The organism is Xenorhabdus koppenhoeferi, assembly GCF_900116635.1.
Classification (GTDB): domain Bacteria; phylum Pseudomonadota; class Gammaproteobacteria; order Enterobacterales; family Enterobacteriaceae; genus Xenorhabdus; species Xenorhabdus koppenhoeferi.
Window position 1 is genome coordinate 1 of the sequence record NZ_FPBJ01000036.1, and the last position, 24223, is coordinate 24223.

The window sequence follows — 24223 nt, forward strand, 5'->3', positions numbered from 1 at the left end:
AACACGAGATTACAAAACACCGAATGAGTTATTTAAAGGAATACCCACTCATTTACTTCGTCCATTACGGTGTTGCGCTTAATATGTGAATCCAAGAAAATAATCTTATTTATAGCAATATTTTTAGGTTTTCCACTTTTTCTTAAATTAGTTTCTAATCGTTGATGGATTTCGCTTAATAACTCTAAGAAAAATTTGATGTTTTTTATTGTGATAGTAAATAATAACAAATATAGAAACGTGACCACGATATTAAAAAATTTACTTATTAGTTTAGTCCATCTAAAACTATTTGTTTCTTAGAAAAGAATATAATTTAGAAAGTATTGGTGAAGGTATTAACCGAATTAGAGCTCTAAAAGAAAAATATATAATCGTATTATATTTATTACCTATATCTAACTTTAATAGTTTCGTTAACATATTAAATTCAGATTTGAAATATATTAATCCTCTTCTTCTTTTAAGCATGTTTTTTCCTGTACGAGCTATGACAAGTACTTTATCTAAGTTATCTAGCTTAAAACCTTTTGCATATAGCCTAACCCAGAGATAGTAATCTTCCATATACTGTAAATGTTGATATCCACCAACACTAAGAACCTGTTTCTTTCTGAAACAAGCGGTCATATGGTTAATAGGGTTTCGTTTATTTATTACTGAATGAATTTCATTTTCTAAAGGTACACGCCGATATCCTTTTATATCCGAAGGATTTTCATCAAATTCAGCAATATGGCAGCCACAAACTGTTGTTTGAGGATTATTGTTCATATAGATATATTGAACCTCAAATCTATCAGACTTATTTATATCATCTGTGTCAACTCTCATAATTAAATCATTAGTGCAAAAATTCAGCCCCATATTCAATGCTTCACCTAAGCCCTGATTTTTTTCTAAAATAACATCTTTTATTGGTAGTTTTTTTCGCCATTTTTCTATAACTTGATATAATTCTTGGGTTAATTTTCCATCTTGAACAATAACAATTTCATTAGACTTATAAGTTTGTTCATAAACACTTAGGAGAGCCATATCAAAGAATTCAGGTTGTTCTTTATTATAGACAGACATTAACACTGAGAACTTATACACTTATATACCTTTTTTATATTTATATTATTAGTAACGAAATATATGTGATTATTTATACAGAAACGAATATTAATTAAAGGACTTGGATTCAAATGATTCTTTAAATTCCTTAAATCTTTTATGGTAGTCTGATAAAATATTTGTATCATATTTATCAGGATGTTGTTGATACCAATTTATCCAAACTCTGCATTGAAACATTACAAGGATACTTATAAATTTCAAATCAAATTCTTTGGCATTTAAATCAGAGAAATCGATAGTTCCATTGACTATACATGAAGCTATATCCATTTCAAAAGGAGCTAAATCAGCATATTCCCAATCAATAAACTTAATTCCATTTTTTGTTTTAATGATATTTTCTCTCACGAGGTCATTATGCGACCAACACCATACACGTTCTTTATTGAAAATAAAATCATAGAAATTATATTCTTCAAGAAAATCCTCTTTCGCAGAATCAATATATTTCATAAGTGTTGGAAAAGGAGTTTTAATTTCTTTTTTCACTTTAGACGCAGAAATAAAATTGTTATTTGTATTCTTTTTTTCTTTAAAATATTCTATTAATTCTTTACTTGTTACATGACCTACTATGCCATCTATATACTCATATAATGCAAAAGTTCCACCTAATATAATACAGTCATGCCTAAACGAAAATGATTCAACACTTGATGATTGTAAATATTTTAGAACATATCTTTTGTTATAGTTTCGTGATGATAGTTTCCATGTCATATTTGAAATTCCACCATGTAGAGACTCAACAATAAAATCATTACCAATAATATCATTCAGTTTTGAGATACATGACGTGGTAGATTCTATCGGATCTCTGCCTATGAATCTCATAATTTCAATATCTTTTCCTCCTTTATAATAATCAATTTCTCCAGCATCATCGCTACCTTGAACATGTAAAGTAATACCAAAAAAATCATAAAATTGTTTATTGGTAAAAAGAGGGGCTGTAATAACTTTATCAACAAAATTTAATGATTCGATCATTACCACTCTTTGTTCATAAGGTATGACAGGTTTTCTTTTATAAACTTGAGTGTCTTCGTCTGTAGCAACTCCTACAATCAAAATAGCACTGTCATCACCTTGTGCTTTAGCTGCTTTTAATGCTCTTATATGACTAGCATGCAAGAGATCAAAAACACCAGATGTATAGATAATATTACTCATAATTATATCATTTATCAATTTACAAATTTATAACAGAACTCAAAAAGCTCTCTTTCTATTATGTTAATTTCTTTTTCAAAATTAGGGTATTTTATTTTTAAGTTAGTATTTTTTATTGATATTTTAGGGTCAAAAAATTTGTATTTATATATGTGATTTTTATTTTCCACCCCACAAAAATTAATTATTTTTTGGATGGTTTCAGCATAATTATAAATAAAGCTTTCAAAAGACAATCTTATAACTTTTTGTTTATCTTCTTTTTCGAATTTCTGATGTTCTCTAAGAGATTTAAACCAACGAATATATTTATTAACATCTTCAGTAGGTATCCATTTCTCATTCCATTGACATTTATTTAAGAGATATAGATCACGTGGATCTCTATCTATTATAATAACTCTTAAATCATCAAAATATTTCAAATAATGATCAGTATCATTAGGAGGAATAAGTTGGTCAAATACCACATATTCTTTTGAATCATAATTTGATGAGTTTATCAATTTTCTTAGATAATTACGGGTTTCCGTATAAAAAATCTCTCTTGGGTAAGAGTAATACATTTTTTTGTTAAAAATCTTACTATAAATTTCAGCTCCTCCTTCTTTCATTCCTAATATTTTCTTCTGATAAAACCTTTCAAGATAGTATGCAAGCTTTTTAATTGGATTATCATCAATAATATCTTGATGCCAAAAACCATTCCATTCCACATCAATAATATTTTTTATATATTCATCTGTGATTTCTTTGAATCTTTTGTTAAAAAACCTTTCATAAGGATAAACGCTGCTTTTACTTAAATATCTTATGTATTTTATATAATTATTGATATGATAGCTCGTAGTTAATCGATTGTTATTTTGGACAATTCCATAATCTAAATCTCTAATTCCATGAGGATCTTGTAAGAATCTAAATTCAAAATCTCCAAATGAACAAATATTAGAGAATTCTTTCAATAAATCCGAAACAACGCTTGATCCTGTGCCACCATAACCAGTACATGTAATAATTTTTGGCCCAAACATTATTTATTAGCCTCAGAAATTGTTTTTACGATGTCAAAAACGTTATGAACTGATTTTTCTAGTTCTTGTAATTTTTGAGGCGTGATGATTGATAATTTATTTTTTATTTTAGTTGTTGATATATTTTCAGTTCTTTTTAGATAAATAACTTCACAGATATCCTTAAGATCATCAAAGTGACCAGTCCAATCATCCCCCATTCCTAATATATCCACTTTATTGCTAATAATATCTATCCTTTTTTGCTCCCATGTATTTTCGGGAATGACCATATCAACATACTTACAAGATTCAACAATCTCTTTTCTTTCATTATAAGAAAAAAAAGATTTTTTCCCTTTTATTCGATTAAAATCATCAGTAGAAATCACAACTATAAGATAATCTCCAAGAGCTTTTAACCTCTTTAAAAGGCGGATATGCCCTACATGAAATAGATCATATGTTCCATAAGTTATAACTTTCTTCATGATTTTTCCTTATGTCCTTATGTCCTTATGTCCTTATGTCCTTATGTTTTACTGGGTAATATTACCCAAAAATTGATCGGTGAACCATGGACGACTTAGTAAATAGTAAAAATATAACATAGTATAACTTGCGAATAATATACTAAATATCATCTTTTGTTTTATACATGTAGATATATACAAATAAAGAATAGGAATAATGTATTGTAATATAATGTAATATCTTATAGCCATTTCTCTATTAAAGGATAAGAAAATGGAAAATGATAATATTAACCCATATACCTTTAACAAATTACCATATAAATGTTTTTTTTCTAATTTATTTCTAAAATATAAGAAAAATAAAAACTGAGATGAATATAGTAGGATATACATATATATTGTTTCTATTGAACGTCGATCATTAAAATATAAATGTCTAGCTAACGTTCTCTGTATTATATGATATTCTCCATAATCATTGATCATAGTCTGACCAATATCTAAAGATAATGCTATTAACGATAAAAAATAGACAACAATTATCCACCTTACTTTGATGAATCTAGATATAAATATTAACAATATTAATATTGAATTTGAGTTATGAATAAGTATAGAAGATATAATTAAAATACAAGATAAAAAGCTTAATTTTTCTTTATTTAAATATAAGAAAAATCCTAGTAGAAGAAATGAAAAACCAAGAGCCTGTCTGAAATAATTAATAGTTCCTGTCAACATTCCCTGACTGAATAAAATAGTCCATATAAATATAATTATATAAGATTTTACGTTTTTTCCGACTACAATATAAGACAGATATATATTAACACCATAAATTAACGATAATATTATTAAATATATTGTAGGATCATTAACAAATAACTTTATTACATATGTTATTAGCGTAAATAGAGGTTCAAAATCCCAATTATTATAAAGAAAATTATCTACATATGCTTCAGTATCAGAACCTATTGAATAATCTCGGAGTCCAAAAAGTACAACGTACATTATAACTAAAAATAATGCAATAGAGTTTGAAATTGCTTTATTTTTTAAACCAGCCGTTAAGATGGTTATTATCAAAGAGGTTAGAGAAAAAATAAATAAGAAATTTGGTGTGTATTCAGATATGATCACTGAAAATTTTCTCCCAGTTTTTAGCTAGATGGGAAATTTCAAAAGACGGCATTTCTGAATAAGATTTCTCTATTAATTTATTCCTTAACTTATGATTTTCAATCAACATATTTATTTTACTAGCTAAATCTTCCACATTGGCTATATCTACCAATATACCATTTTCCATATTGTTAATTAATTTTTTCCCACCATTTGTTTTTGTTGAAATAACCGCACACCCTTGGGATTTGGCTTCTATTATACTCAAAGGTAATCCTTCAAATAAAGATGGCAAAACACTTATCGTAGCTCTTCTGAAATAATTTGCTATATCATTTGTGGATTCAAAAAATGATATATTTTCTAATTTTAGGCTTTTAGATAACTTTATAAACTCTTTTTTATCATCGCCATCACCTATGATGTCTAATTTCCAATCTTGATGTTTGGATTCAATTATACTCCATGCTTTTATTAAATCATCAACGCCTTTTTCTTTTGTTACTCTCCCTATATAAGTTACTATTTTATTATATTCATCTATTTTTTTTATATAGGTTGGAAGTGAGCATGGATTTGATATAAAAGTAATTTTTTCATCTTTTACAATTTTAGGTGTGTTTTCTGTGTTTTTAAAGAGACACACTACATTGTTAAATACATCAAATATCATCCTTACTCGATGTTTTGTGGCTCTTCTGGCCATATAAAATTTTTCGAATTCATTATTTCCACCATGAGCAAAATATACTAATTTAACATCTTTGAAAAGACCTAATTTTCGCCAAAAATATATTGGCTCTATGTAAGCAGATTTATTAACAATAAGATATGAATTTTTAGCCTCTTTTAAAATGGGTAAAATAAGAAATAAATTTATTGGTAGAAAAAATATTTTTTTATGAAAAAAATATTTTTTTATTTTGAAAGATATTTCTTTTTCTAAAGGAAAATATGGTTCACCAGGGACAACTGATATTATTTTACAACTAAAACCTATTTTCGAGAAATAATTGGCCCATGTACTAATTACTCTGACAACGCCACCAGCGCCAATCATACTTTCAGTTAGGAATACTAATTTTTTACTCATATTTTATTTTTTAAGTTCGTAATTATAAAATCATGGATTCTTTGACAGTTATCATATTGAACTTCATTAAAAAATTTATTTGTTTTCATTCGCTCCAATTGAAAATATTCTTTTTCTGATAATAACGTAGATATCTCATGAATAAATTCGCTTTGGTTGGCTGGTTTGGGTCCAGGAGTAACGGTTTGATAATCAAAATTTAAACCTACATTTTTTTCATATAAATCTAAATCATATGGTAAAAATAAAACAGGTTTATTTAATATTAGAAAGTCGAAGTAAATACTTGAATAGTCAGTTATTAAAAGATCAAACTTTCCAATAATATCCATAATTTCGTTGCAAATATTTGATGAGAAATCCTTAATCCATGTAGAGTTTTTTATTTCTATTTTTTGTAAATGATGAGGTCTTAAACATAGTAAGATTTTATTTCTTTCTAAATACTCTTCAAGTTTATTTTGGTCGAAATCAGTAAATGGGAAAAATTTTGTATCTTCCCCGATCCATTCATCTCCGTAAAGCCCTTTTCTCCATGTAGGGGCATATAGAATGGCTTTATTATATTCGGGGTAATCTTGAATATACTCATTAATTGTACTGTTGCTTTGAAATAATGCATCATTTCTTGGTTGGCCTAATGGCTTTATCTTATCTTTATTTATTAGAAAGCTTTTTGAGTAAATTGAAGAAAGATTTGAACTTGTTGAGGATAGTAATGAATAATGTTTTGAAAACATTTTCAATGTTAAGTACACTCTTACTTTTGATAAGCCTGAATAGCCCATTATTCCTATTTTTTTTAGTGGGATACCATGCCATAAGTTAATTAGGGTTCTTTTCTTATGCCCAAATGGAGTTTTAAGAGGAAAACCTCCATCTGTAATCCAAACTTTTGCATTTGAAATTTTTATTATATCTTTTATTTTTTTTGTGGTTATAAAGTGATCGCCATATTTTTTTGTTAAACTTTTTCTTAGCTGGTCACTGTTTATTATGTATCTCACATTTAATAATTTTTCTTTTAATGAATATTCAAATAATACTTTAGAATTAAATTTTATATTATTTGTATCGAATGTAAATATAACCAAGTCTTTTTTTGGCCTATAAAACAATGGTAAAATAAAACAAAGTAGATGATTTAATAAATTTTTCATTTTTAAACTAGAAATAGTTAGATAATAACTGTCTAAGAGATCTTGTGTGTTTTAAAACTTAGAAAATAGGTATATGATGGTGCTGAATATTTTTCATGATATATTGATCTGAAATAGTATGATGTTATTAATAAAAACTAAATTTGATTCAAATTGGCTAGTTTCACTTAACCAAAGCTACCGCACTAGGTTACGGCTCCCAGAGTGCCTGCTATATACTCAAATTTAGCTTATCCTCTTAGTTAGAAGAGGAAGATTTGTCCATCTAACAAAAACCAACATATCAATGAATTGTGTTAAGCAGCGACGAGGTTAGTCCCTCGATATCCTGAGGTCAAGTATAATAACGTTTTTTCCTTTAATTGTTACATGCTGTAACTAATCAAATCTCAAGATGAAAGTTGTCTACCTTCCATGTCCATGCAACGGCAACCAAATCACCAGCCGTAATCCGCCCAATGGACTATCCTCTGCTTTCACCCAGCCTCGATGCTGACTTATTGCCGTTTCAACAATTGCCAGTCCCAATCCAGTTCCGCCAGATTCTCTGTCCCGTGCTTCATCTGTCCGGTAAAACGGTCGGAAGATTTGTTCTCGGTCTTCAGGGCTGACTCCAGAGCCATCATCATCAACGGTAATTGTTACCCCTTGGTTATCTGCCTTGAATGCAACGGCGATATGGTTGCTGGAGTAGCGAAGCGCATTACGGACGATGTTTTCCAGTGCGCTGCCGAGTGTTGTCGGGTTACAGTAAATTATCCAAGTACCGGGCGGAGAAACGATATCCAGCGTTTTGTTCATCTGTTCGGCTTCAAATTTGGCGTTCTCCAGGATGTCATGCCATATATCGTAGGCTTTGATATTTTCGCGCAGTAACTCGTTCTTGTGCTGGTTACGGGAAAGCACTAACAGATCGTTAATCATCCCATCTAAACGTTGGGTCTCTGTTTCGATGCGTTCGAGTTCTTTGCTCTCACCATGACGGCGACGCAGTAAGGCTGTCGCCAATTGTAAGCGAGTCAATGGCGTGCGCAGTTCATGGGAGATATCAGAAATAAGCCGTTGCTGGGCAGTAACCATCCTTTCCAACGCGCTTATCATCTGGTTGAAGCTGCTACCTGTCGCCAAAAATTCTTGTGGGCCGGATTCCAGTTCGGGGTGTTGCCGTAAATTTCCTTTTGCAACGTCATCTGCTGCGTTCTTTAATTTCCTGGCAGGTTTTGCCAAACTCCATGCCAACCATAATAACAGTGGAGCGCTGATTAACATGGTTGCCGCCGGCAGTAAAAAAGGCCGGTCAAACATCAAGTTAATAAAATCTGATTGTGGGCTGCCTGCTGGTCTCACTAGGTAGAGTTGATAGTGATCTTCACCATCTCTAATGGAAAAAGGGCCAAGTATTTCAGAACGGCCATATTTTTTCTTTTTAGGGTGATCCGCATTATCAGATTGCCCGATAAAGTTACGAACCACTTGCTTCTGACGAGTCGGGGTATCGATATCAATGATACGTCCTTCGCTGGTGACAAGGAGTAAACTTTGGCCCGGGGGTGTTAATTGGGCGATAGCGCGATCCAACCGCAACCACCAGAATAGGTCGTTTGCTGGGTAGCGAATGAGTTCTTCTTCCAGTTGCTTCGCCAGTTTTTTTCCCTGTTGATATTCGTTGTCCAGAAGTGGTGTCAGTTGCCGTGAGTCCAGTTTGGGGGCCATTAAGGCCACCATCAGGACAAGTGCGAGTGTGAGCCAGAAAATTGCGAAGATGCGGGCTGTCAGGCTATTGATCATTTTACGGAAACCATTAAGTAACCACGACCACGTAATGTCTTAAACCACGGAAGCTCGTCAGTTCGATTAGGTAATTTACGACGCAGGTTAGAAATATGCATATCAATAGCACGATCAAAAGGTGTCAAGCGTTTCCCTAAGACTTCCTGACTTAAATGTTCACGGGAAACAACCTGCCCTAAATGCTGCGCCAATAGATACAGCAAAGTGAACTCTGTTCCGGTCAGATCCAAAATCGTACCGTCAAAACTGGCTTCCTGACGTCCAGGATTGAGTTGTAGTTTATCTATCTCCAGTGTCGGTGTCCCTATATCAGCTTGTTGTTCGCTCCAGTTGGAACGACGCAAAATCGCACGGATACGGGCAACCAGCTCACGATCATTAAACGGTTTAGGGAGATAGTCATCCGCTCCCAGCTCTAATCCCAAAACGCGGTCTAAATCACTTCCACGTGCCGTTAACATGATAACGGGGGTCTGATGGTATTGCCGTAGCTCTTTGAGCGTTTCAATACCGTTCTTGCGCGGCATCATGATGTCCAGTAATAACAGGTCTATTGAAGAATCTATATATTGTAAGGCCTGCTCGCCATCATGGGCGATGACAACATTGAATCCTTCCATCTCGAGCAATTCTTTTAATAGCGATGTCAGCTCGCGGTCATCATCAACTAATAAGATTTTATGCATTAATTCTTCCTCCAAGAGCAAAATACGATAACAAACTCAGCTATTCCATGACTTTACGTTCTTTTACATGCTCTGACGCTAGTTTGCAGCTGCAGGGTTATAGTTATCCGCACTGAATCGAATGCTGCTGTTCGAGAAAGCGGGGAAATTTAATGCGTAACATAGCAATATTGGCTTTAGCGTCAATGGTTGTTCTTCGACCAATAATGGCCTTAGCTGAAACTGCTGATACGGATGATGTTTCTGAGGCCATAAGTCCTTTGCCTTATTGTATGCCATATGGTCATAAAAGAGACTCTAATTATTATCAAAGTGATGAACATAACTACAACTATAGCTACGTCTTTGGTGGAATAATATTAACTGAACAACAGCGTCAACAGATGTGGGATTTAGTGAAAAAACGACATCTGCATGAGCAATCAATTGTTGATATGCAAGCTGAGCGTCAAAAGATGTATAAGATTTTGACCGAGAATAATTTTGATGAAACTGCGGTTCGATTGCAGCTTGAAAAAATAGCAGAAAAAAATATTGAATTGGGTGTAGAAATTGCACGTATTCGTAATCAGATGTATCAATTATTAACACCTGAGCAGAAAGAGCGACTACAAGAACATTATGAAACACACACTACTCGGGTGATAGACTGAATTTTTGCTAGTAACTTGGCGCTCGGTAGTGTCAACAACGATTTTCCTTGCCATAGACACCATCCCTGTCTTTCAGCCCCCTTGTGGGGCTTTTTTTTATCCCTGCCTGAAATTATATTCCCTTTAAAATCAGCGGGATATATTTTCATTAAGCAACTGTAGCTGTTCTGGAATTTTCCAGGTGTGGACACTCATGTGGACACTTTGGTTATCTACATTTGCCTCTGATTACTAGATTTCTATACCTTCACTCAATGGATTCAATGTAATTGCTAGCTGCAAATAGTCGGGTGCTAAATGTGCATATGCCATCGTTTATTGTATGTTGGCAGGTCCCGGTTTATTGTTAATGCTTTAATACCATCAGAGAGGCGATTACTTCGGTAAAGGGTATCTCCGGGGAAAATGGCAGATATAAAGAAGCTCTGGCATAGCAGTATTACAATGCCAGAGCTTCTGTTAACCCGAAAGTTATGATTTTGAGATAATTAAGTTTTTTAGGCGCGATCTTCCCACTCTTGAGCGCGGGCAACGGCTTTTTTCCAGCCATTGTATTTATGATTGCGTTCAGTTGTTTCTATGCCTGGGCAGAATTCTTTTTCTATAGTCGCTTTGTTCTTCACTTCATCCAGATCCTGCCAGAAACCGACGGCCAGACCAGCCAAGAACGCAGCTCCCAAAGCTGTACTTTCGCGTACTTCAGGACGCTCCACGCGGGTGCCCAAAATATCGGACTGGAACTGCATCAGGAAATTATTGGAAACTGCACCACCATCTACACGCAGAGCTTGTAGGCGTGTACCTGCATCCGCTTGCATTGCATCCAGCACATCGCGGGTTTGGTACGCAATGGATTCGAGTGTGGCACGAATAATATGATTACTATTGGCACCACGAGTCAGGCCAAAAATAGCACCACGGGCGTAAGGATCCCAATATGGGGCACCAAGACCAGTAAATGCAGGTACGACATAAACACCATTGCTGTCTTTTACTTTGCTTGCGAAGTATTCGGAATCTGTGGCATCAGAGATGATTTTTAATTCATCACGTAGCCACTGAATGGAAGCACCACCAACGAATACTGCACCTTCCAGTGCATAATTGACTTCACCACGTGGACCACAGGCAATCGTGGTTAGCAATCCGTGGCTGGAACGAACGGCATCTTTACCGGTATTCATCAGCAGGAAGCATCCTGTACCATAGGTATTTTTTGCCATGCCCGGATGAACACACAGCTGTCCGTACAGGGCGGCTTGCTGGTCACCTGCAATACCCGCGATAGGAATGCGTGTACCACCTTTACCGCCAATATTGGTTTGGCCATAAATCTCTGAGGAAGCGGCGACGTTTGGCAGAATAACGCGGGGTATGCCCAGCTCATTGAGGATTTTCTGATCCCAGTCTAGGTTATGAATATTGAACAGCATGGTACGGGATGCGTTGGTGTAATCGGTCACATGTACACGTCCCTGAGTCATTTTCCAGACTAACCATGTATCAACTGTACCGAACAATAGCTCACCGTTTTCAGCACGTTGGCGGGCACCTTCAACATTGTCCAAAATCCATTTGATCTTTGTACCGGAAAAATAGGGGTCAACGACCAGGCCGGTATTTTGACGAATATACTCTTCCAAACCCTCTTTTTGTTTCAGTTTGGTACAGATATCGGCTGTTCGACGACATTGCCATACAATTGCGTTATAAACAGGTTTACCGGTCTCCTTTTCCCAAATAATGGTTGTTTCCCGTTGGTTAGTAATACCAATGCTGGCAATTTGATCAGAACTGATATCTGCTTTTGCCAGCACTTCAACCAATGTAGAGCTTTGGCTTGCCCAGATTTCCATTGGATCATGTTCTACCCAACCGGGTTTCGGATAGATTTGTGGAAATTCTCGTTGTGAGATACAGACAATATTGGCATCGTGATCAAGTACGACGGCCCGTGAACTGGTTGTCCCTTGATCCAGAGCAACAATATATTTTTTTTCAGTGGTATTTTCTGTTGTCATAACTATAACCTGATTTTATTTATCTATTCATTTTTATTGTTTTGGTGTTTTGCCATTGACTGAGTATGGCAAATTTAAACCTCGCGCGGTAAATGGCGAGTAATGAGTTTTCGGTAACCAAAAGCACCTAAGATTGCACCAACGATAGGAGCTGTCAGTGGAACAAGGCAATAGGGAATATCCCGGCCACCAGTCAGGGCAATGTCTCCCCAGCCTGCGAAATAAGCAACTAATTTAGGGCCAAAATCACGGGCTGGATTCAGGGCAAATCCGGTCAGCGGACCAAAGGATCCACCGATAACCGCAATCAAAATACCGATCAACAGAGGTGCCAATGGCCCTTTAGGAATGCCATTGCCATCATCTGTCAACGCCAGAATCAGACATAGCAGGATGGCTGCGATGATGACTTCGACGATAAATGCATGTAACACAGAGATCTGGGTAGCGGGGTACGTAGAGAAAATGCCTGCTGTAAAGAGGCTTTCTCGTGAACCGCGAATGATACTGTGCACTTGCTCATAATCCAGGAAAAGGTTGTAATACATCATGTAGACGATGGCGGCTGAGGCAAAGCCGCCGAGCATTTGGGCAAGGATGTAAGGCAGCACTTTTTTTCTGTCAAAGTTGGCAAACAGGCATAAAGCGATGGTGACAGCGGGATTAAGATGTGCACCTGAAATACCGGCAGTCAGATAAACTGCCAAAGCGACACCAAAGCCCCATATGATACTGATTTCCCATAAGCCTAATTGTGCCCCTGCAAGCCGTGCAGCAGCAACGCAGCCTAATCCAAAGAAAACGAGCAACGCAGTACCCAGAAACTCTGAAATGCATTGACCTGATAATGTTGGTGTTGCAGTCTGGCTCATTTCTATATCCTATAAAAGAAGTACAGAGAAAGATTAATTATTAGTCCTTTCTTATTGTATTGTGAGAAAGATCCCTGTGAATTTATCGTTAATGCGTGTAAACGAGAAATAGCGAAATTGAAATCTGCGTGTTGCGTCAACAAAATGAGCGAATTCGCATTTGCTTGCAGTTTTATTTCACTTAGAAATGTTATCTCATATACATTTTGGTTTAGTCGCGATATTTCTCGTTATACCGCACTTTGAATGGATGAAACTAGACAGGCGTTAATAGGCTAAATACAATCAAGGAATTGCTTACAAGAGGGCCAGAGAATGTCATTTGAAGTTTTTGAAAAACTAGAATCCAAAGTTCAGCAAGCGATCGATACCATCACTTTGCTGCAAATGGAAATTGAAGAATTAAAAGAAAGGAATGCGGTGTTATCTCAGGATGTCCAAAATTCGACAGACAGCCGTGAGGTATTGGTACGTGAAAATGAGCAGCTCAAACAAGAGCAATCAGCATGGCAAGAGCGCTTACGTACTCTGCTGGGTAAAATGGAAGATGTACAGTAAGGTATTCACCGCTTAGCTGAAAAAAGGGCGATTATTACGCCCTTTTTTATACCTAATCATCGCTGTCTTCGTCGATCTCTAGCGGAACATCTGATAAGACGATACCTGTATTGTCTGCATAGAGATAATCACCAGAGAAGAAAGTCACGCCACCGAAATTCACCCTGACATCACTTTCTCCTACCCCTTCGCTATTGGAACCGGCAGGAATGGCGGCCATTGCTTGAATGCCAATATCAAGCTCAGAAAGATAATCGACCTGACGAACTGCGCCGTAGACGACAATGCCTTCCCACTCATTATTGGCGGCTAGTTGGGCGAGTTCTGCATCAACTAGTGCCTTGCGTACTGATCCACCACCATCAACGAGCAAAATGCGGCCATGCCCATTTTCTTCTAGTAAATCATACAGCAGGCTATTGTCTTCAAAGCATTTCACCGTGATTATCTGACCACCGAATGAAGTACGCCCACCAAAGTTGGAAAAGAGTGGTTCCACCACGTTTATATCTTCTTGATAGATATCACAAAGTTCGGAAGTATCATATTTCATGGGATTTACGTCTGGTTTATGCAAGGAGCGGACAGTATATCCTTTTAAAGTCAACGTTGGCAAAATCATCAATCTTAAAACTTAGGTATAAAATTGATACTTACTCGCTTAATTAAGCACCAATCCAATGGAAAACAGCACATTGGTCAATAATGCCACTTTGACCATTTGTACTAACTTAGGGCGCATGCCTTCTGGTGTTGGATCGCGCAGTACTTGCAATATATGTTTAAATAGCAAAGGAAAAGTGAGTAAAAACAGCCAGCTGATCCAACTATGTGAGTACAGCAAAGTAAAGGAAATAAGGCAAATAACAGCGCTTATTAACAGGGTTGCGTGGTAATAACGAGCTTTTTTTCCCCCCAATCTAACAGCCAATGTATTTTTTCCGTTTTGGCGGTCAGTTTCGATATCACGTAAGTTATTAATATTCAGTACTGCCACGGAGAGCAAACCACAGGCAGTTGCGGGCAGAATTGTGCTCGGGGAAAAAGAGTTCGCTTGTAGATAATAAGTACCAATAACACTCAGCCAGCCAAAGAAGATCAGGACAGAAATATCGCCCATCCCCATATAGCCATAAGGTCTGGTTCCCACCGTATAGGTGATGGCTGCCGCAATCGCCAGTAATCCCAGCAACAAGAAACCAATAATATCGCTTGGGCTATTACCGGCGACGATGATTAGTGCAATACCAGAAAGACAGGAGAGCAGCACAGTGAGCTTCAATGCATTTTTCATCTGTTTTGCTGTGATCAGGCCTTTTTGCATCCCGCGCATTGGGCCAATACGTTTGTCTGTATCACTGCCTTTAGCGACATCCCCATAATCATTGGCGAGGTTGGAAAGAATTTGCAGCATTGCTGCGGTTAATAAAGCGAGCAACGCCACCGGCCATTTAAAATGTCCCGTCCATGAAGCAAGGGCTGAGCCTGTTATGACAGCAGCTACAGCTAGTGGGAGCGTTTTGGGGCGTAAGCTTTCTAACCATGCCTGTATCTGACTGGTAGATGTTGTTGAACTCATATAGCCACTGTTTATCACTATTTAGTTGGTGTATGACAAATTTTATACCATCGAAAATAGAGTAATGGGAGGCTTTTAGCCTCCTACTATTTCTTTGCACTATGTATTTCTTTGCACTATGTTCGGTTCGCACTCAGTCACGTTTACGTGAATAAGTTTGGCGAATTAGGATTATTACCGATTACAAAATAAACCGACTCAAATCTTCATTGGCAACCAGCTCATCCAAGTGATCTTTAACGTAGTCAGCATTGATTTCAACTGATTGACCATGGCGTTCACTGGCATTAAAAGAGATATCTTCCATCATACGTTCAAGCACGGTATGCAGGCGACGGGCACCAATGTTTTCGGTAGTTTCGTTCACTTGCCACGCTGCTTCTGCGATTTTACGGATACCATCCGCAGTGAAGTCGATATTCATGCCTTCGGTTGCCATCAGCGCTTTGTACTGTTCAGTCAGGGATGCATTAGGCTCAGTCAGAATACGTTCGAAATCTTCAGTTGTGAGTGCTTGCAGCTCGACGCGGATTGGTAAACGCCCCTGAAGTTCTGGGATCAGATCAGAAGGGCTGGAAACCTGGAATGCTCCGGATGCGATAAACAGAATATGATCGGTTTTGACCATGCCATGTTTAGTGGAAACTGTGCAGCCTTCTACCAATGGCAGGAGATCACGCTGGACGCCTTCACGGGAAACATCTGGGCCGGAAGTTTGACCACGTTTACAGATTTTATCGATCTCATCAATAAAGACGATACCGTGCTGTTCAACTGAATCAATGGCCTGTTGTTTCAATTCTTCAGGATTAACCAGTTTTGCGGCTTCTTCTTCAACCAGCAGCTTGAATGCGTCTTTGATTTTCATCTTGCGGCTTTTTTGACGCTGGCCTGCCATATTCTGGAACATGGACTGCAACTGGTTAGTCATCTCTTCCATGCCCGGGGGGGCCATGATTTCAACGCCAACCGGAGCGGCTGAAACTTCGATTTCGATCTCTTTGTCATCTAACTTGCCTTCACGCAGTTTTTTGCGAAATGTCTGACGAGTTGAAGACGGCTCAGGCTGAGATTCAGTTTGTCCCCAGTTATTTTTTGCTGGTGGCAGCAGAACATCCAGAATGCGTTCTTCCGCGAGTTCTTCGGCACGATAGCGGTTTTTCTCAATAGATTGCAGGCGTACCATTTTCACTGCGGCATCAGTCAGATCACGGATAATGGAATCGACTTCTTTACCGACATAACCGACTTCAGTAAATTTAGTTGCTTCGACCTTGATGAAAGGGGCATTAGCCAGCTTTGCCAGACGACGGGCGATTTCGGTTTTACCGACACCAGTTGGGCCAATCATCAAAATATTTTTTGGAGTGACTTCATGACGCAGGTTTTCATCTAATTGCATACGGCGCCAGCGGTTACGCAGGGCAATAGCAACAGCGCGTTTCGCTTTATCTTGACCAATGATGTGATTGTTAAGTTCACTGACAATTTCGCGTGGAGTCATTTCAGACATACTATCTATCCTTACGCTTTTGAAGGTAGTTCTTCGAAGTTATGATTATGGTTAGTGTAAATGCAGATATCGCCAGCAATGGTCAGGGCGCGTTCTGTGATTTCCCTGGCACCAAGGTCGGTTGTTTCCAGCATTGCCCTAGCCGCAGCCTGTGCATATGAACCACCGGAACCAATGGCGATAAGATCATTCTCTGGCTGAATCACGTCACCGTTACCTGTAATAATCAAAGAAGCATTTTCATCTGCGACCGCAAGCAGGGCTTCCAGCTTGCGTAGCATGCGATCGGTTCGCCAGTCTTTGGCTAGTTCAACGGCCGCTTTGGTCAGGTGTCCTTGATGCATTTCCAGTTTTCGTTCAAATAATTCGAATAGCGTGAAAGCATCAGCAGTACCGCCGGCAAAACCCGCGATGACTTTGTCATTGTAAAGGCGACGCACTTTGCGGACATTGCCTTTCATAACGGTATGACCCATTGTTGCTTGTCCATCACCACCGATGACGACTTTGCCATTACGGCGAACACTTACGATTGTAGTCACGAGTTAGCCTCTGGTTACAAAATAAAATATGGTACACACGGAACATTGGTCTGTGTTCCCGCAATTGCCTGTAATCTTGCTGAGAAAAGCACCGTATGTAGGTTATTAGCTATGTAAGATGGGGGAATTTTCTGATTTTTCAACCCCCGGCAGGGCGGAGAATACAGCCGGATACACCTGCATCTGCAACACGATTGCGCATTTTTTCCGCGCTTTCCTTGTTTTTGTAAGGACCCAGTACAACGCGGTTCCAATTGTCTTTGGTAGTAATCTGGCTTTCAATACCTGCAAATGCAAGGCTGGCGCGGACGGATTCAGCCTGTCCTATCGCTTGGAAAGAGCCGCATTGTAGCATCAACCTGGACCCATTTGATGCCGGTTTTTGCACTGGTGAAGATTGCACTGATTGTTCTGGCTGCTGTTGGGTATTTTCTTGTGCAGGAGGATTAATCATTACATGTGAGCGTGGGATGGACTCACTGTTATAAGGCACTTCTTTCAATGAAATAGGCGGCTGGCGCATGTCTGTCTGCATTTGCTCAAGTAATTGTTTCTGTTCTGCCGTAAGTTGGGTTGCCTGATTTAACGGTCGGTTCAAGAACACAGCAGGATCTTGTATTGAAGTCTCATTAACAGGCCGATTTTCTAATTCTTTGATATAACTCCAGCGCTCTTCTGGTTTTGGTGGCAGGCCATGACCTTTGGTTTGGTGAGAAGGTTGTGGCTCATTTTGCACACTTTCTTTCTTGTTCTGTACGATGAAATAAAGACCACCAATAAAGACGACCACCAAGGCCACAGCAACGGCTAATGTAGTTTTGGGTAATCCTTGAGACTGATTTTTTTTCTTATCAGTACTTTTCTGACGGGTATTGGTACGCCCGCGACTTACATAATCTCGTTGTGCCACTGTTTAATTCACTGAGTTATTTAAAAATTAAGGAATGGATAACTAATGTTACTTAACCTGTGATTATTTGCCTAGCTTTTAGGCGAACAAGTACTCTCACGAATGGTCAATTCGGCATCCAATAATCTTGAACCTTTGGAAACCAGGCGCCCCTGAAGTTGTTCCAGCAATAAAAGCATGGAGTGGTGCCCAATTTCATAACGAGGCTGCGCTACTGTGGTTAAAGCCGGTTCGCAATATTGAGCTAGTTTTAAATTATCAAAACCAACAACAGAAAGATCCTCCGGTAATTTTAATCCCATTTTTTTAGCTTGCCACATTGCACCCATTGCCATGACATCACTATGACAGAAAATGGCGCTTGGTGGCGTTGGCAAAGTCAGCAGATTTTCCGCTAAGGTAGCGCCGCTTTCGTGGGTAAAATTCCCGCAGACGATATATTCTTCGCGAATGTCTTCACCCGTGCGTCGCAATGCCTGAATGTAGCCTTGTAGTCGATAGTGGCACAATGGCATGGTGTCAGGCCCTGTAATACAGGCAATGCGCTTGTGTCCCAGTTTTTGCAAATGATGGGTGGCATTGAAAGCGGCTGTCAGGTTGTCAATATGGACGGTCGGCAATTCCAAATCGGGCGAAAATTCATTCGCCATGACCATGGGCGGCAGGTTTTTTTGTTCTTCTTTGGAAACATCGAAAGGAATATTTGAACCCAGCAGCACCATACCATCAATGCGTTTTGTAATCAGAAGGTTGATAAAGGCGTGCTCTTGCTGTTGCTGATGTTTGCAATCGCCAATCAGTACCAAATAACCATGTTCTGCTGCGGTTTCTTCAATGCCGCGAATAACTTCGTTAAAAAAAGGATCACTGATATTCGGTACGATAACCAAAATCGCTCTGGATTCATTGCGCCGTAAGTTCTTGGCAAGATTGTGGGGATAGTAACCGACTTCTAATACGGCATTCTCGACTTTTTGACGGGTACGGGCAGAAACCTTGTCAGGATTCATAAGGGTTCTTGATACAGTTGCGGTAGAAACACCAGCTACTTTGGCAACATCTTTCATGGTTGCTAACGCGCAATTCTTTTTTTCCATAGTCCACTCCTCACTTTCTACAGGCAGCGAAACGATTGCTCTCCGGCTGCTAAAAAAACGCCAGACATCCCTGAGCAGACATTTTTGAGTGCTGAGCAGGAAGTACTGGCGGATTGTTTTCTACAGTCATATTAATAATTTTATTTTAAACTGATTAATAGACCAATCCGTTACTTTGTTTACATAAAAAGTGTGATATGAATCATTTCTTAGAGATACTTCGCAAATCAAGGAAATAATTGTCTCTATTTTTCCAAAAATGTTCTGTCCGATGTTGTCGCTTTGCGACGATGCGCAATTTTCTATTTCTGTTATTGAGTCACGGTTTTCTGTTATCAACCTTCAATGGGATCAACATCAATGTTCCATTTCACTTTGCGAGCTTGTGGCAGAGTGGCGATTTGCGGATAGATTGCCGACATCATTTTCTGGAGGAAAATGCGCGAAGGGTGTTGAATCATCAATTGCCAGCGGTAACGGCCGCTTCGCTTGGCTTGTAATGCCGGTACGGGTCCCATGACCCACAAATGGTCATCACGCTGTGGGTGATGTTCAAACAGTTGGCGCATGTGCTGTAAAAATGCGGGCGCTTGCTGATTGTCATGATCTTCTGAACGAAGCAAGATGTGGCTGGAAAAAGGGGGCAGATGGACTTGTTGCCGTTCTTCCATCGCTTGTTGGGCAAAGGCATCATAGCCTTTTTCCAGCAGTACTTGTAAAAGCGGATGCTCAGGATGGTGGGTTTGCAGGACAACTTCTCCCCGTTTTCCGGCCCGTCCTGCCCGACCGGAGACTTGGGTATAGAGTTGGGCGAAACGTTCTGCTGCCCGAAAATCGGCAGAAAACAGTGCGCCATCAACATCAAGCAAAGCAACGAGTGTAACGTCAGGGAAATGATGACCTTTTGCCAGCATCTGAGTGCCAATCAAAATTCGTGCGCCGCCTTGGTGTACTTCAGCAAGTTGCTGTTCCAGCGCACCTTTACGGCTGGTGGTATCACGGTCGATGCGGGTGACTGGAATATTGGGGAACAGTTTTGTTATGCCATCTTCCAGTTGTTCAGTACCCAGGCCGACCGGAATTAAGTTAGTGGAGCCGCATTGCGGACATTGACGCGGGATCGCGCGTTGGCTGTCACAATGATGGCAACGCAGGTGACGGTGGTTTTGGTGCAGGGTGTAGTAATGTTCACAGCGTCGGCATTCTGCTATCCAGCCGCATTCATGGCAGAGCAAGGCGGGTGAATAACCACGACGGTTCAGGAACAGCATGACCTGATTATCAGCTTTGAGATGTTCGCGAAGGCGGTTGATAAGCGGTTGTGATAAACCAACGGTGAGTGGCAATCCTTTCAAATCAAGCAAATGCTGGGTTGCAGGTTGGGCATGGCCTGCCCGCTTGGTTAGTGTCAGTTGACGATATTTGTTCTGCTGAACATTGTATAACGTCTCCAGTGCGGGTGTGGCTGTGCCCATAATAATTGGGATATTCTCTTTTTTGGCAAGAAATACAGCCAGATCACGGGCGTGATAGCGCCAGCCTTCTTGTTGTTTGTAAGAGCTATCATGCTCTTCATCGATGATGATAACCCCCAGGTGAGAAAAAGGAGTGAACAAAGCAGAGCGCGTCCCGATGACGATAGCGTTTTCTCCCCGTTTCGCCCGCAGCCAAACCGCCAGACGTTCACTGTCATTTAAAGCTGAGTGCAGAACATCAACAGGCGCATTGAAACGCTCTCGGAACCGACGGATAGTTTGTGGAGTCAATCCTATTTCGGGTACCAGAATCAGCGCTTGTTTGCCCTTTTCAAGAATATTTTCCAGTACACTGAGATAGATCTCAGTTTTTCCTGATCCAGTGATACCCGCAAGCAGCCACGGAGAAAAAGTTTTATCTTCTGCACGGATAGCATCTATTGCAGTAGCCTGTTCTGTATTGAGCTTTAACCGTTCTCCGATAATTTCAAAATATGCATGCCAGTTTTCTGCTTCTGGTTGTATTGGATGCAGATCTATCAATGTTTTCTTTTTCAGTGATTGTAATGCGCTTTCACTTAATTCCAATTCAGAAACTTGGTGGCGATAAATAGGATTTTGGCGCAAAGTGGCCAAAGCCTGCTGCTGTCTGGCAGAACGTTTGAGCTGTTCGATAGGCAGCTTCCGGCCTGCTTCGGTCACCTGCCATTGCCAAAGTGGAGCAAATTCTGCATTTTTCCCCTGACGTAGTAAAACAGGCATAGCATGAAACAAAACTTCTCCCAGAGGATAATGATAATAGCTGGCAGCCCATAGGAGCAATTGCCAGAGATCGTCAGGAAAAAGTGGCTCTGTATCGAGGACAGAAAAAATTGACTTTAGTTGTTCAGGAGGAAATTCGCTGCTGTCTGCGATAGCAATGACAACGCCAATTGCATTACGCTTGCCAAACGGCACGAGAACACGGACACCGATAGCTGGTAACGGTGCCCCTGTAGGTAACAAATAATCAAAAGCGCGGGCTAGGGGGACAGGCAACACAACCTGAACAACTGTCATAAGGCGATTTCCGAATGATTAATGACCAGATAAAACGTGGCGAAAAAATTATAATGGTAAGGGTATCATAGCAAAGCGGCGGATTTCATTGCGCAATAAACCGATATTCTGTATGATTCGCCGCCTTTGGTATAGAAATTACCGATACTTATTTTTTATCAACACGACGTGTGGTGTCTGGCGGCAATACGGCTGGATAGCGACACGGCCTTACACAGAGGTTTCCCCATGAAAAAAGGTATTCATCCTAAATACGAAGAAGTTACTGCGTCTTGTTCTTGCGGTAATGTTATGAAAATCAAATCTACCGTAGGTCACAGCCTGAACCTGGACGTTTGTGGTGCATGCCACCCGTTCTACACCGGTAAGCAGCGTGATGTTGCGACTGGTGGTCGTGTTGATCGCTTTAACAAACGTTTCAGCGTTCCAGGTGCTAAGAAGTAATGACTTTTCTCTGTTTGTAATCAATACAGGCAGGATAGTTGAAACAAAAACGCCCAATGTTCTGCATTGGGCGTTTTTGTTATCAATATTCCCATGTTTCAGGATCAATGCCGAGTTCACGCATCATAACTTTTGCTGCTTCAGGGATTTCATCATGACGTTCTTTACGTAAATCATCATCGTTAGGCAGAGGCTGTCCAGTGAACGCATGGAGAAACGCTTCACACAGCAATTCGCTATTTGTTGCATGACGCAAATTATTCACCTGACGACGGGTTCGTTCATCTGTCAGGATCTTCAATACCTTCAATGGGATTGAAACCGTAATTTTTTTGACCTGTTCACTTTTTTTGCCATGTTCAGCATAAGGGCTGACATACTCACCATTCCACTCAGCCATGAGATACCTTAAATAGTTCTTGAATCAAGTAATTAAAATCAGAAGTTAATATATTTTCTGATCTGTTTTCATGTTGGTAATACGGTAGTCTAGCATAATTAGACTATTGACTATATTGCTCCAGCCGCACGAACTCATAAAATATAACCAGAAGAAATATTAAGGCATGAAAGTAATCATTGAATTGTCGTATTAAACCGCAAATGATTTTGGATGTCTAGATGTATTGACGTCTATCTATCCAGTCGTTATCCTTGCGTGACACCAATAATAATGACGATGGGTAAAGTTCATGGGATGTAAGCAAGCGACCGTTGCGGTTCACAGCGGTTTAAATACTGATGAACAATATGGTTGTGTGGTTCCGCCTATTTATCTTTCTAGTACCTATAATTTTACGGGTTTCAATGAACCCAGAACGCACGATTATTCCCGGCGTGGTAATCCGGGGCGTGATGTTGTCCAACAGGTTCTGTCAGAACTTGAAGGTGGTGCCGGAGCGGTTATGACAAGCAGCGGTATGTCTGCCATCCATCTGTTGTGCACTGTATTTCTGAAACCGGGGGATTTATTAGTGGCTCCCCATGACTGTTATGGTGGCAGTTATCGTTTATTTGATAGCTTGAGTAAGCGTGGGGCATACAATGTCATTTTTGTTGATCAGGCGGATGAGAATGCCCTTAAACTGGCGTTGGCACAAAAGCCAAAACTGGTACTGATTGAAACCCCCAGTAATCCATTGCTGCGGATCGTTGATATTCAACACATTTGTAAATTAGCGCATGAGATTGGGGCGTTGACTATTGTGGATAACACCTTCTTAAGCCCAGTGTTGCAAAAACCACTGGATTTAGGGGCTGATATCGTGGTTCATTCTTGCACGAAATATTTGAATGGGCACTCTGATCTGATTGCCGGGGCCGTTATCGCCAAAGAACCGGTCATTGCGGAAGATTTGGCATGGTGGGCCAACAATATTGGTGTGACAGCGGGCGCGTTTGACAGTTATCTGTTATTGCGTGGCATTCGTACTTTGTCTGCCCGTGTGTTACTTCAGCAAAATAATGCGGCTGTCATCGCGGATTATTTGCAACAGCAGACGCAAGTGAAAAAACTCTACTATCCGGCGCTGAAAAACCATCCAGGGCATGAAATAGCCGTCAAACAGCAAAAAGGTTTTGGGGCGATGCTGAGTTTCGAACTGGATGGTGATGAACAGTCCATTCATCGTTTTTTATCTGCGTTAAAATTATTTACTCTGGCTGAATCTCTCGGAGGCGTAGAATCGTTGATTTCTCATACTGCAACAATGACACACGCGGGGATGTCGGCAGAAGCAAGGGCTCAGGCAGGGATTACGGATTTGCTTCTTCGTGTCTCTGTGGGAATTGAAGATAGTCAGGATTTAATTACTGATCTGGATAATGCGTTTCAGGCAGCGGCAACGAGGTAATCATTAAT

The 24223-nt window shown here is 39.4% G+C and carries 23 protein-coding genes; 4 read left to right on the top strand and 19 right to left on the bottom strand.

All coding sequences use genetic code 11. The features are described 5' to 3' along the window. Window positions 1–288 precede the first annotated feature (288 nt). The 9 genes from BM329_RS11275 to cpxR all read right to left on the bottom strand — a co-directional run bounded on the left by BM329_RS11275 (window position 289) and on the right by cpxR (window position 9639). Complete coding sequence (locus BM329_RS11275) at window positions 289–1077, bottom strand: glycosyltransferase (protein WP_092553150.1); 789 nt, start codon at window positions 1075–1077, stop codon at window positions 289–291. Between the two features lie 90 nt (window positions 1078–1167). Next, window positions 1168–2295: an adenylyltransferase/cytidyltransferase family protein gene (locus tag BM329_RS11280; protein WP_092553152.1), complete on the bottom strand. Its 1128-nt coding sequence runs from the start codon at window positions 2293–2295 to the stop codon at window positions 1168–1170. 14 nt (window positions 2296–2309) lie between these two features. Beyond that, a complete protein-coding gene (locus BM329_RS11285; RefSeq protein WP_092553154.1) occupies window positions 2310–3329 on the bottom strand; it encodes a sulfotransferase in 1020 nt (339 codons plus the stop codon). Further along, a complete protein-coding gene (tagD, locus tag BM329_RS11290; protein ID WP_092553156.1) occupies window positions 3329–3799 on the bottom strand; it encodes a glycerol-3-phosphate cytidylyltransferase in 471 nt (156 codons plus the stop codon). Before tagD ends, BM329_RS11285 begins: the two co-directional genes overlap by 1 nt. 48 nt (window positions 3800–3847) lie before the next feature. Next, entirely contained in the window at window positions 3848–4927 is a 1080-nt protein-coding gene (locus BM329_RS15325) for an EpsG family protein (RefSeq protein WP_092553158.1), read from the bottom strand. Next, on the bottom strand, window positions 4914–6002 hold the full coding sequence (locus BM329_RS11300) for a glycosyltransferase (protein WP_092553160.1): 1089 nt from the start codon (window positions 6000–6002) through the stop codon (window positions 4914–4916). The genes BM329_RS15325 and BM329_RS11300 overlap by 14 nt, the downstream gene beginning before the upstream one ends. Continuing rightward, the gene (locus BM329_RS11305; protein ID WP_092553162.1) at window positions 5999–7162 is read right to left on the bottom strand and encodes a CDP-glycerol glycerophosphotransferase family protein; all 1164 of its coding nucleotides are present in this window, start codon (window positions 7160–7162) and stop codon (window positions 5999–6001) included. The genes BM329_RS11300 and BM329_RS11305 overlap by 4 nt, the downstream gene beginning before the upstream one ends. A gap of 405 nt (window positions 7163–7567) precedes the next feature. Further along, complete coding sequence (cpxA, locus tag BM329_RS11310) at window positions 7568–8950, bottom strand: envelope stress sensor histidine kinase CpxA (RefSeq protein WP_092553164.1); 1383 nt, start codon at window positions 8948–8950, stop codon at window positions 7568–7570. After that, on the bottom strand, window positions 8947–9639 hold the full coding sequence (gene cpxR, locus BM329_RS11315) for an envelope stress response regulator transcription factor CpxR (protein ID WP_092553166.1): 693 nt from the start codon (window positions 9637–9639) through the stop codon (window positions 8947–8949). The genes cpxA and cpxR overlap by 4 nt, the downstream gene beginning before the upstream one ends. 152 nt (window positions 9640–9791) lie before the next feature. Here cpxR and BM329_RS11320 point away from each other — a divergent pair, with 152 nt between their 5' ends. Beyond that, a complete protein-coding gene (locus BM329_RS11320; RefSeq protein WP_092553168.1) occupies window positions 9792–10292 on the top strand; it encodes a Spy/CpxP family protein refolding chaperone in 501 nt (166 codons plus the stop codon). A gap of 497 nt (window positions 10293–10789) precedes the next feature. On the opposite strand, the gene glpK is transcribed toward BM329_RS11320, so the two are convergent. Continuing rightward, window positions 10790–12313, bottom strand: coding sequence for a glycerol kinase GlpK (gene glpK, locus BM329_RS11330; RefSeq protein ID WP_092553170.1), 1524 nt, complete (start codon window positions 12311–12313; stop codon window positions 10790–10792). Between the two features lie 74 nt (window positions 12314–12387). Next, entirely contained in the window at window positions 12388–13185 is a 798-nt protein-coding gene (locus BM329_RS11335) for an MIP/aquaporin family protein (protein WP_092553172.1), read from the bottom strand. A 315-nt stretch (window positions 13186–13500) separates the two neighbouring features. Here BM329_RS11335 and zapB point away from each other — a divergent pair, with 315 nt between their 5' ends. Continuing rightward, entirely contained in the window at window positions 13501–13743 is a 243-nt protein-coding gene (gene zapB / locus BM329_RS11345; RefSeq protein ID WP_092553176.1) for a cell division protein ZapB, read from the top strand. 52 nt (window positions 13744–13795) lie between these two features. On the opposite strand, the gene rraA is transcribed toward zapB, so the two are convergent. From rraA to priA, 7 genes are all read right to left on the bottom strand, one after another. Beyond that, window positions 13796–14296, bottom strand: a complete 501-nt coding sequence (rraA, locus tag BM329_RS11350; protein WP_092553202.1) for a ribonuclease E activity regulator RraA — start codon at window positions 14294–14296, stop codon at window positions 13796–13798. Window positions 14297–14404: 108 nt separating this feature from the next. Then, entirely contained in the window at window positions 14405–15322 is a 918-nt protein-coding gene (locus tag BM329_RS11355) for a 1,4-dihydroxy-2-naphthoate polyprenyltransferase (protein ID WP_092553178.1), read from the bottom strand. Between the two features lie 181 nt (window positions 15323–15503). After that, window positions 15504–16835: an ATP-dependent protease ATPase subunit HslU gene (hslU, locus tag BM329_RS11360; RefSeq protein ID WP_092553180.1), complete on the bottom strand. Its 1332-nt coding sequence runs from the start codon at window positions 16833–16835 to the stop codon at window positions 15504–15506. Between the two features lie 11 nt (window positions 16836–16846). Further along, complete coding sequence (gene hslV, locus BM329_RS11365) at window positions 16847–17377, bottom strand: ATP-dependent protease subunit HslV (RefSeq protein WP_092553182.1); 531 nt, start codon at window positions 17375–17377, stop codon at window positions 16847–16849. A gap of 139 nt (window positions 17378–17516) precedes the next feature. Further along, window positions 17517–18287 (bottom strand): cell division protein FtsN, encoded by a 771-nt coding sequence (gene ftsN / locus BM329_RS11370; protein ID WP_092553184.1) that lies wholly within the window; start codon window positions 18285–18287, stop codon window positions 17517–17519. A gap of 71 nt (window positions 18288–18358) precedes the next feature. Next, window positions 18359–19384, bottom strand: a complete 1026-nt coding sequence (cytR, locus tag BM329_RS11375; RefSeq protein WP_092553186.1) for a DNA-binding transcriptional regulator CytR — start codon at window positions 19382–19384, stop codon at window positions 18359–18361. 335 nt (window positions 19385–19719) lie between these two features. Further along, the gene (gene priA, locus BM329_RS11380) at window positions 19720–21918 is read right to left on the bottom strand and encodes a primosomal protein N' (RefSeq protein WP_092553188.1); all 2199 of its coding nucleotides are present in this window, start codon (window positions 21916–21918) and stop codon (window positions 19720–19722) included. Window positions 21919–22146: 228 nt separating this feature from the next. On the opposite strand from priA, the gene rpmE reads away from it, so the two are divergent. Further along, entirely contained in the window at window positions 22147–22362 is a 216-nt protein-coding gene (gene rpmE, locus BM329_RS11385; protein WP_092553190.1) for a 50S ribosomal protein L31, read from the top strand. An 82-nt stretch (window positions 22363–22444) separates the two neighbouring features. Here the strand turns inward: rpmE and metJ are convergent, their stop codons facing one another. Continuing rightward, on the bottom strand, window positions 22445–22762 hold the full coding sequence (gene metJ, locus BM329_RS11390) for a met regulon transcriptional regulator MetJ (protein ID WP_092553192.1): 318 nt from the start codon (window positions 22760–22762) through the stop codon (window positions 22445–22447). A 292-nt stretch (window positions 22763–23054) separates the two neighbouring features. Between metJ and metB the strand changes: the two genes are divergently transcribed. Further along, window positions 23055–24215, top strand: a complete 1161-nt coding sequence (gene metB / locus BM329_RS11395; protein ID WP_092553194.1) for a cystathionine gamma-synthase — start codon at window positions 23055–23057, stop codon at window positions 24213–24215. The last annotated feature ends 8 nt before the right edge of the window (window positions 24216–24223 follow it).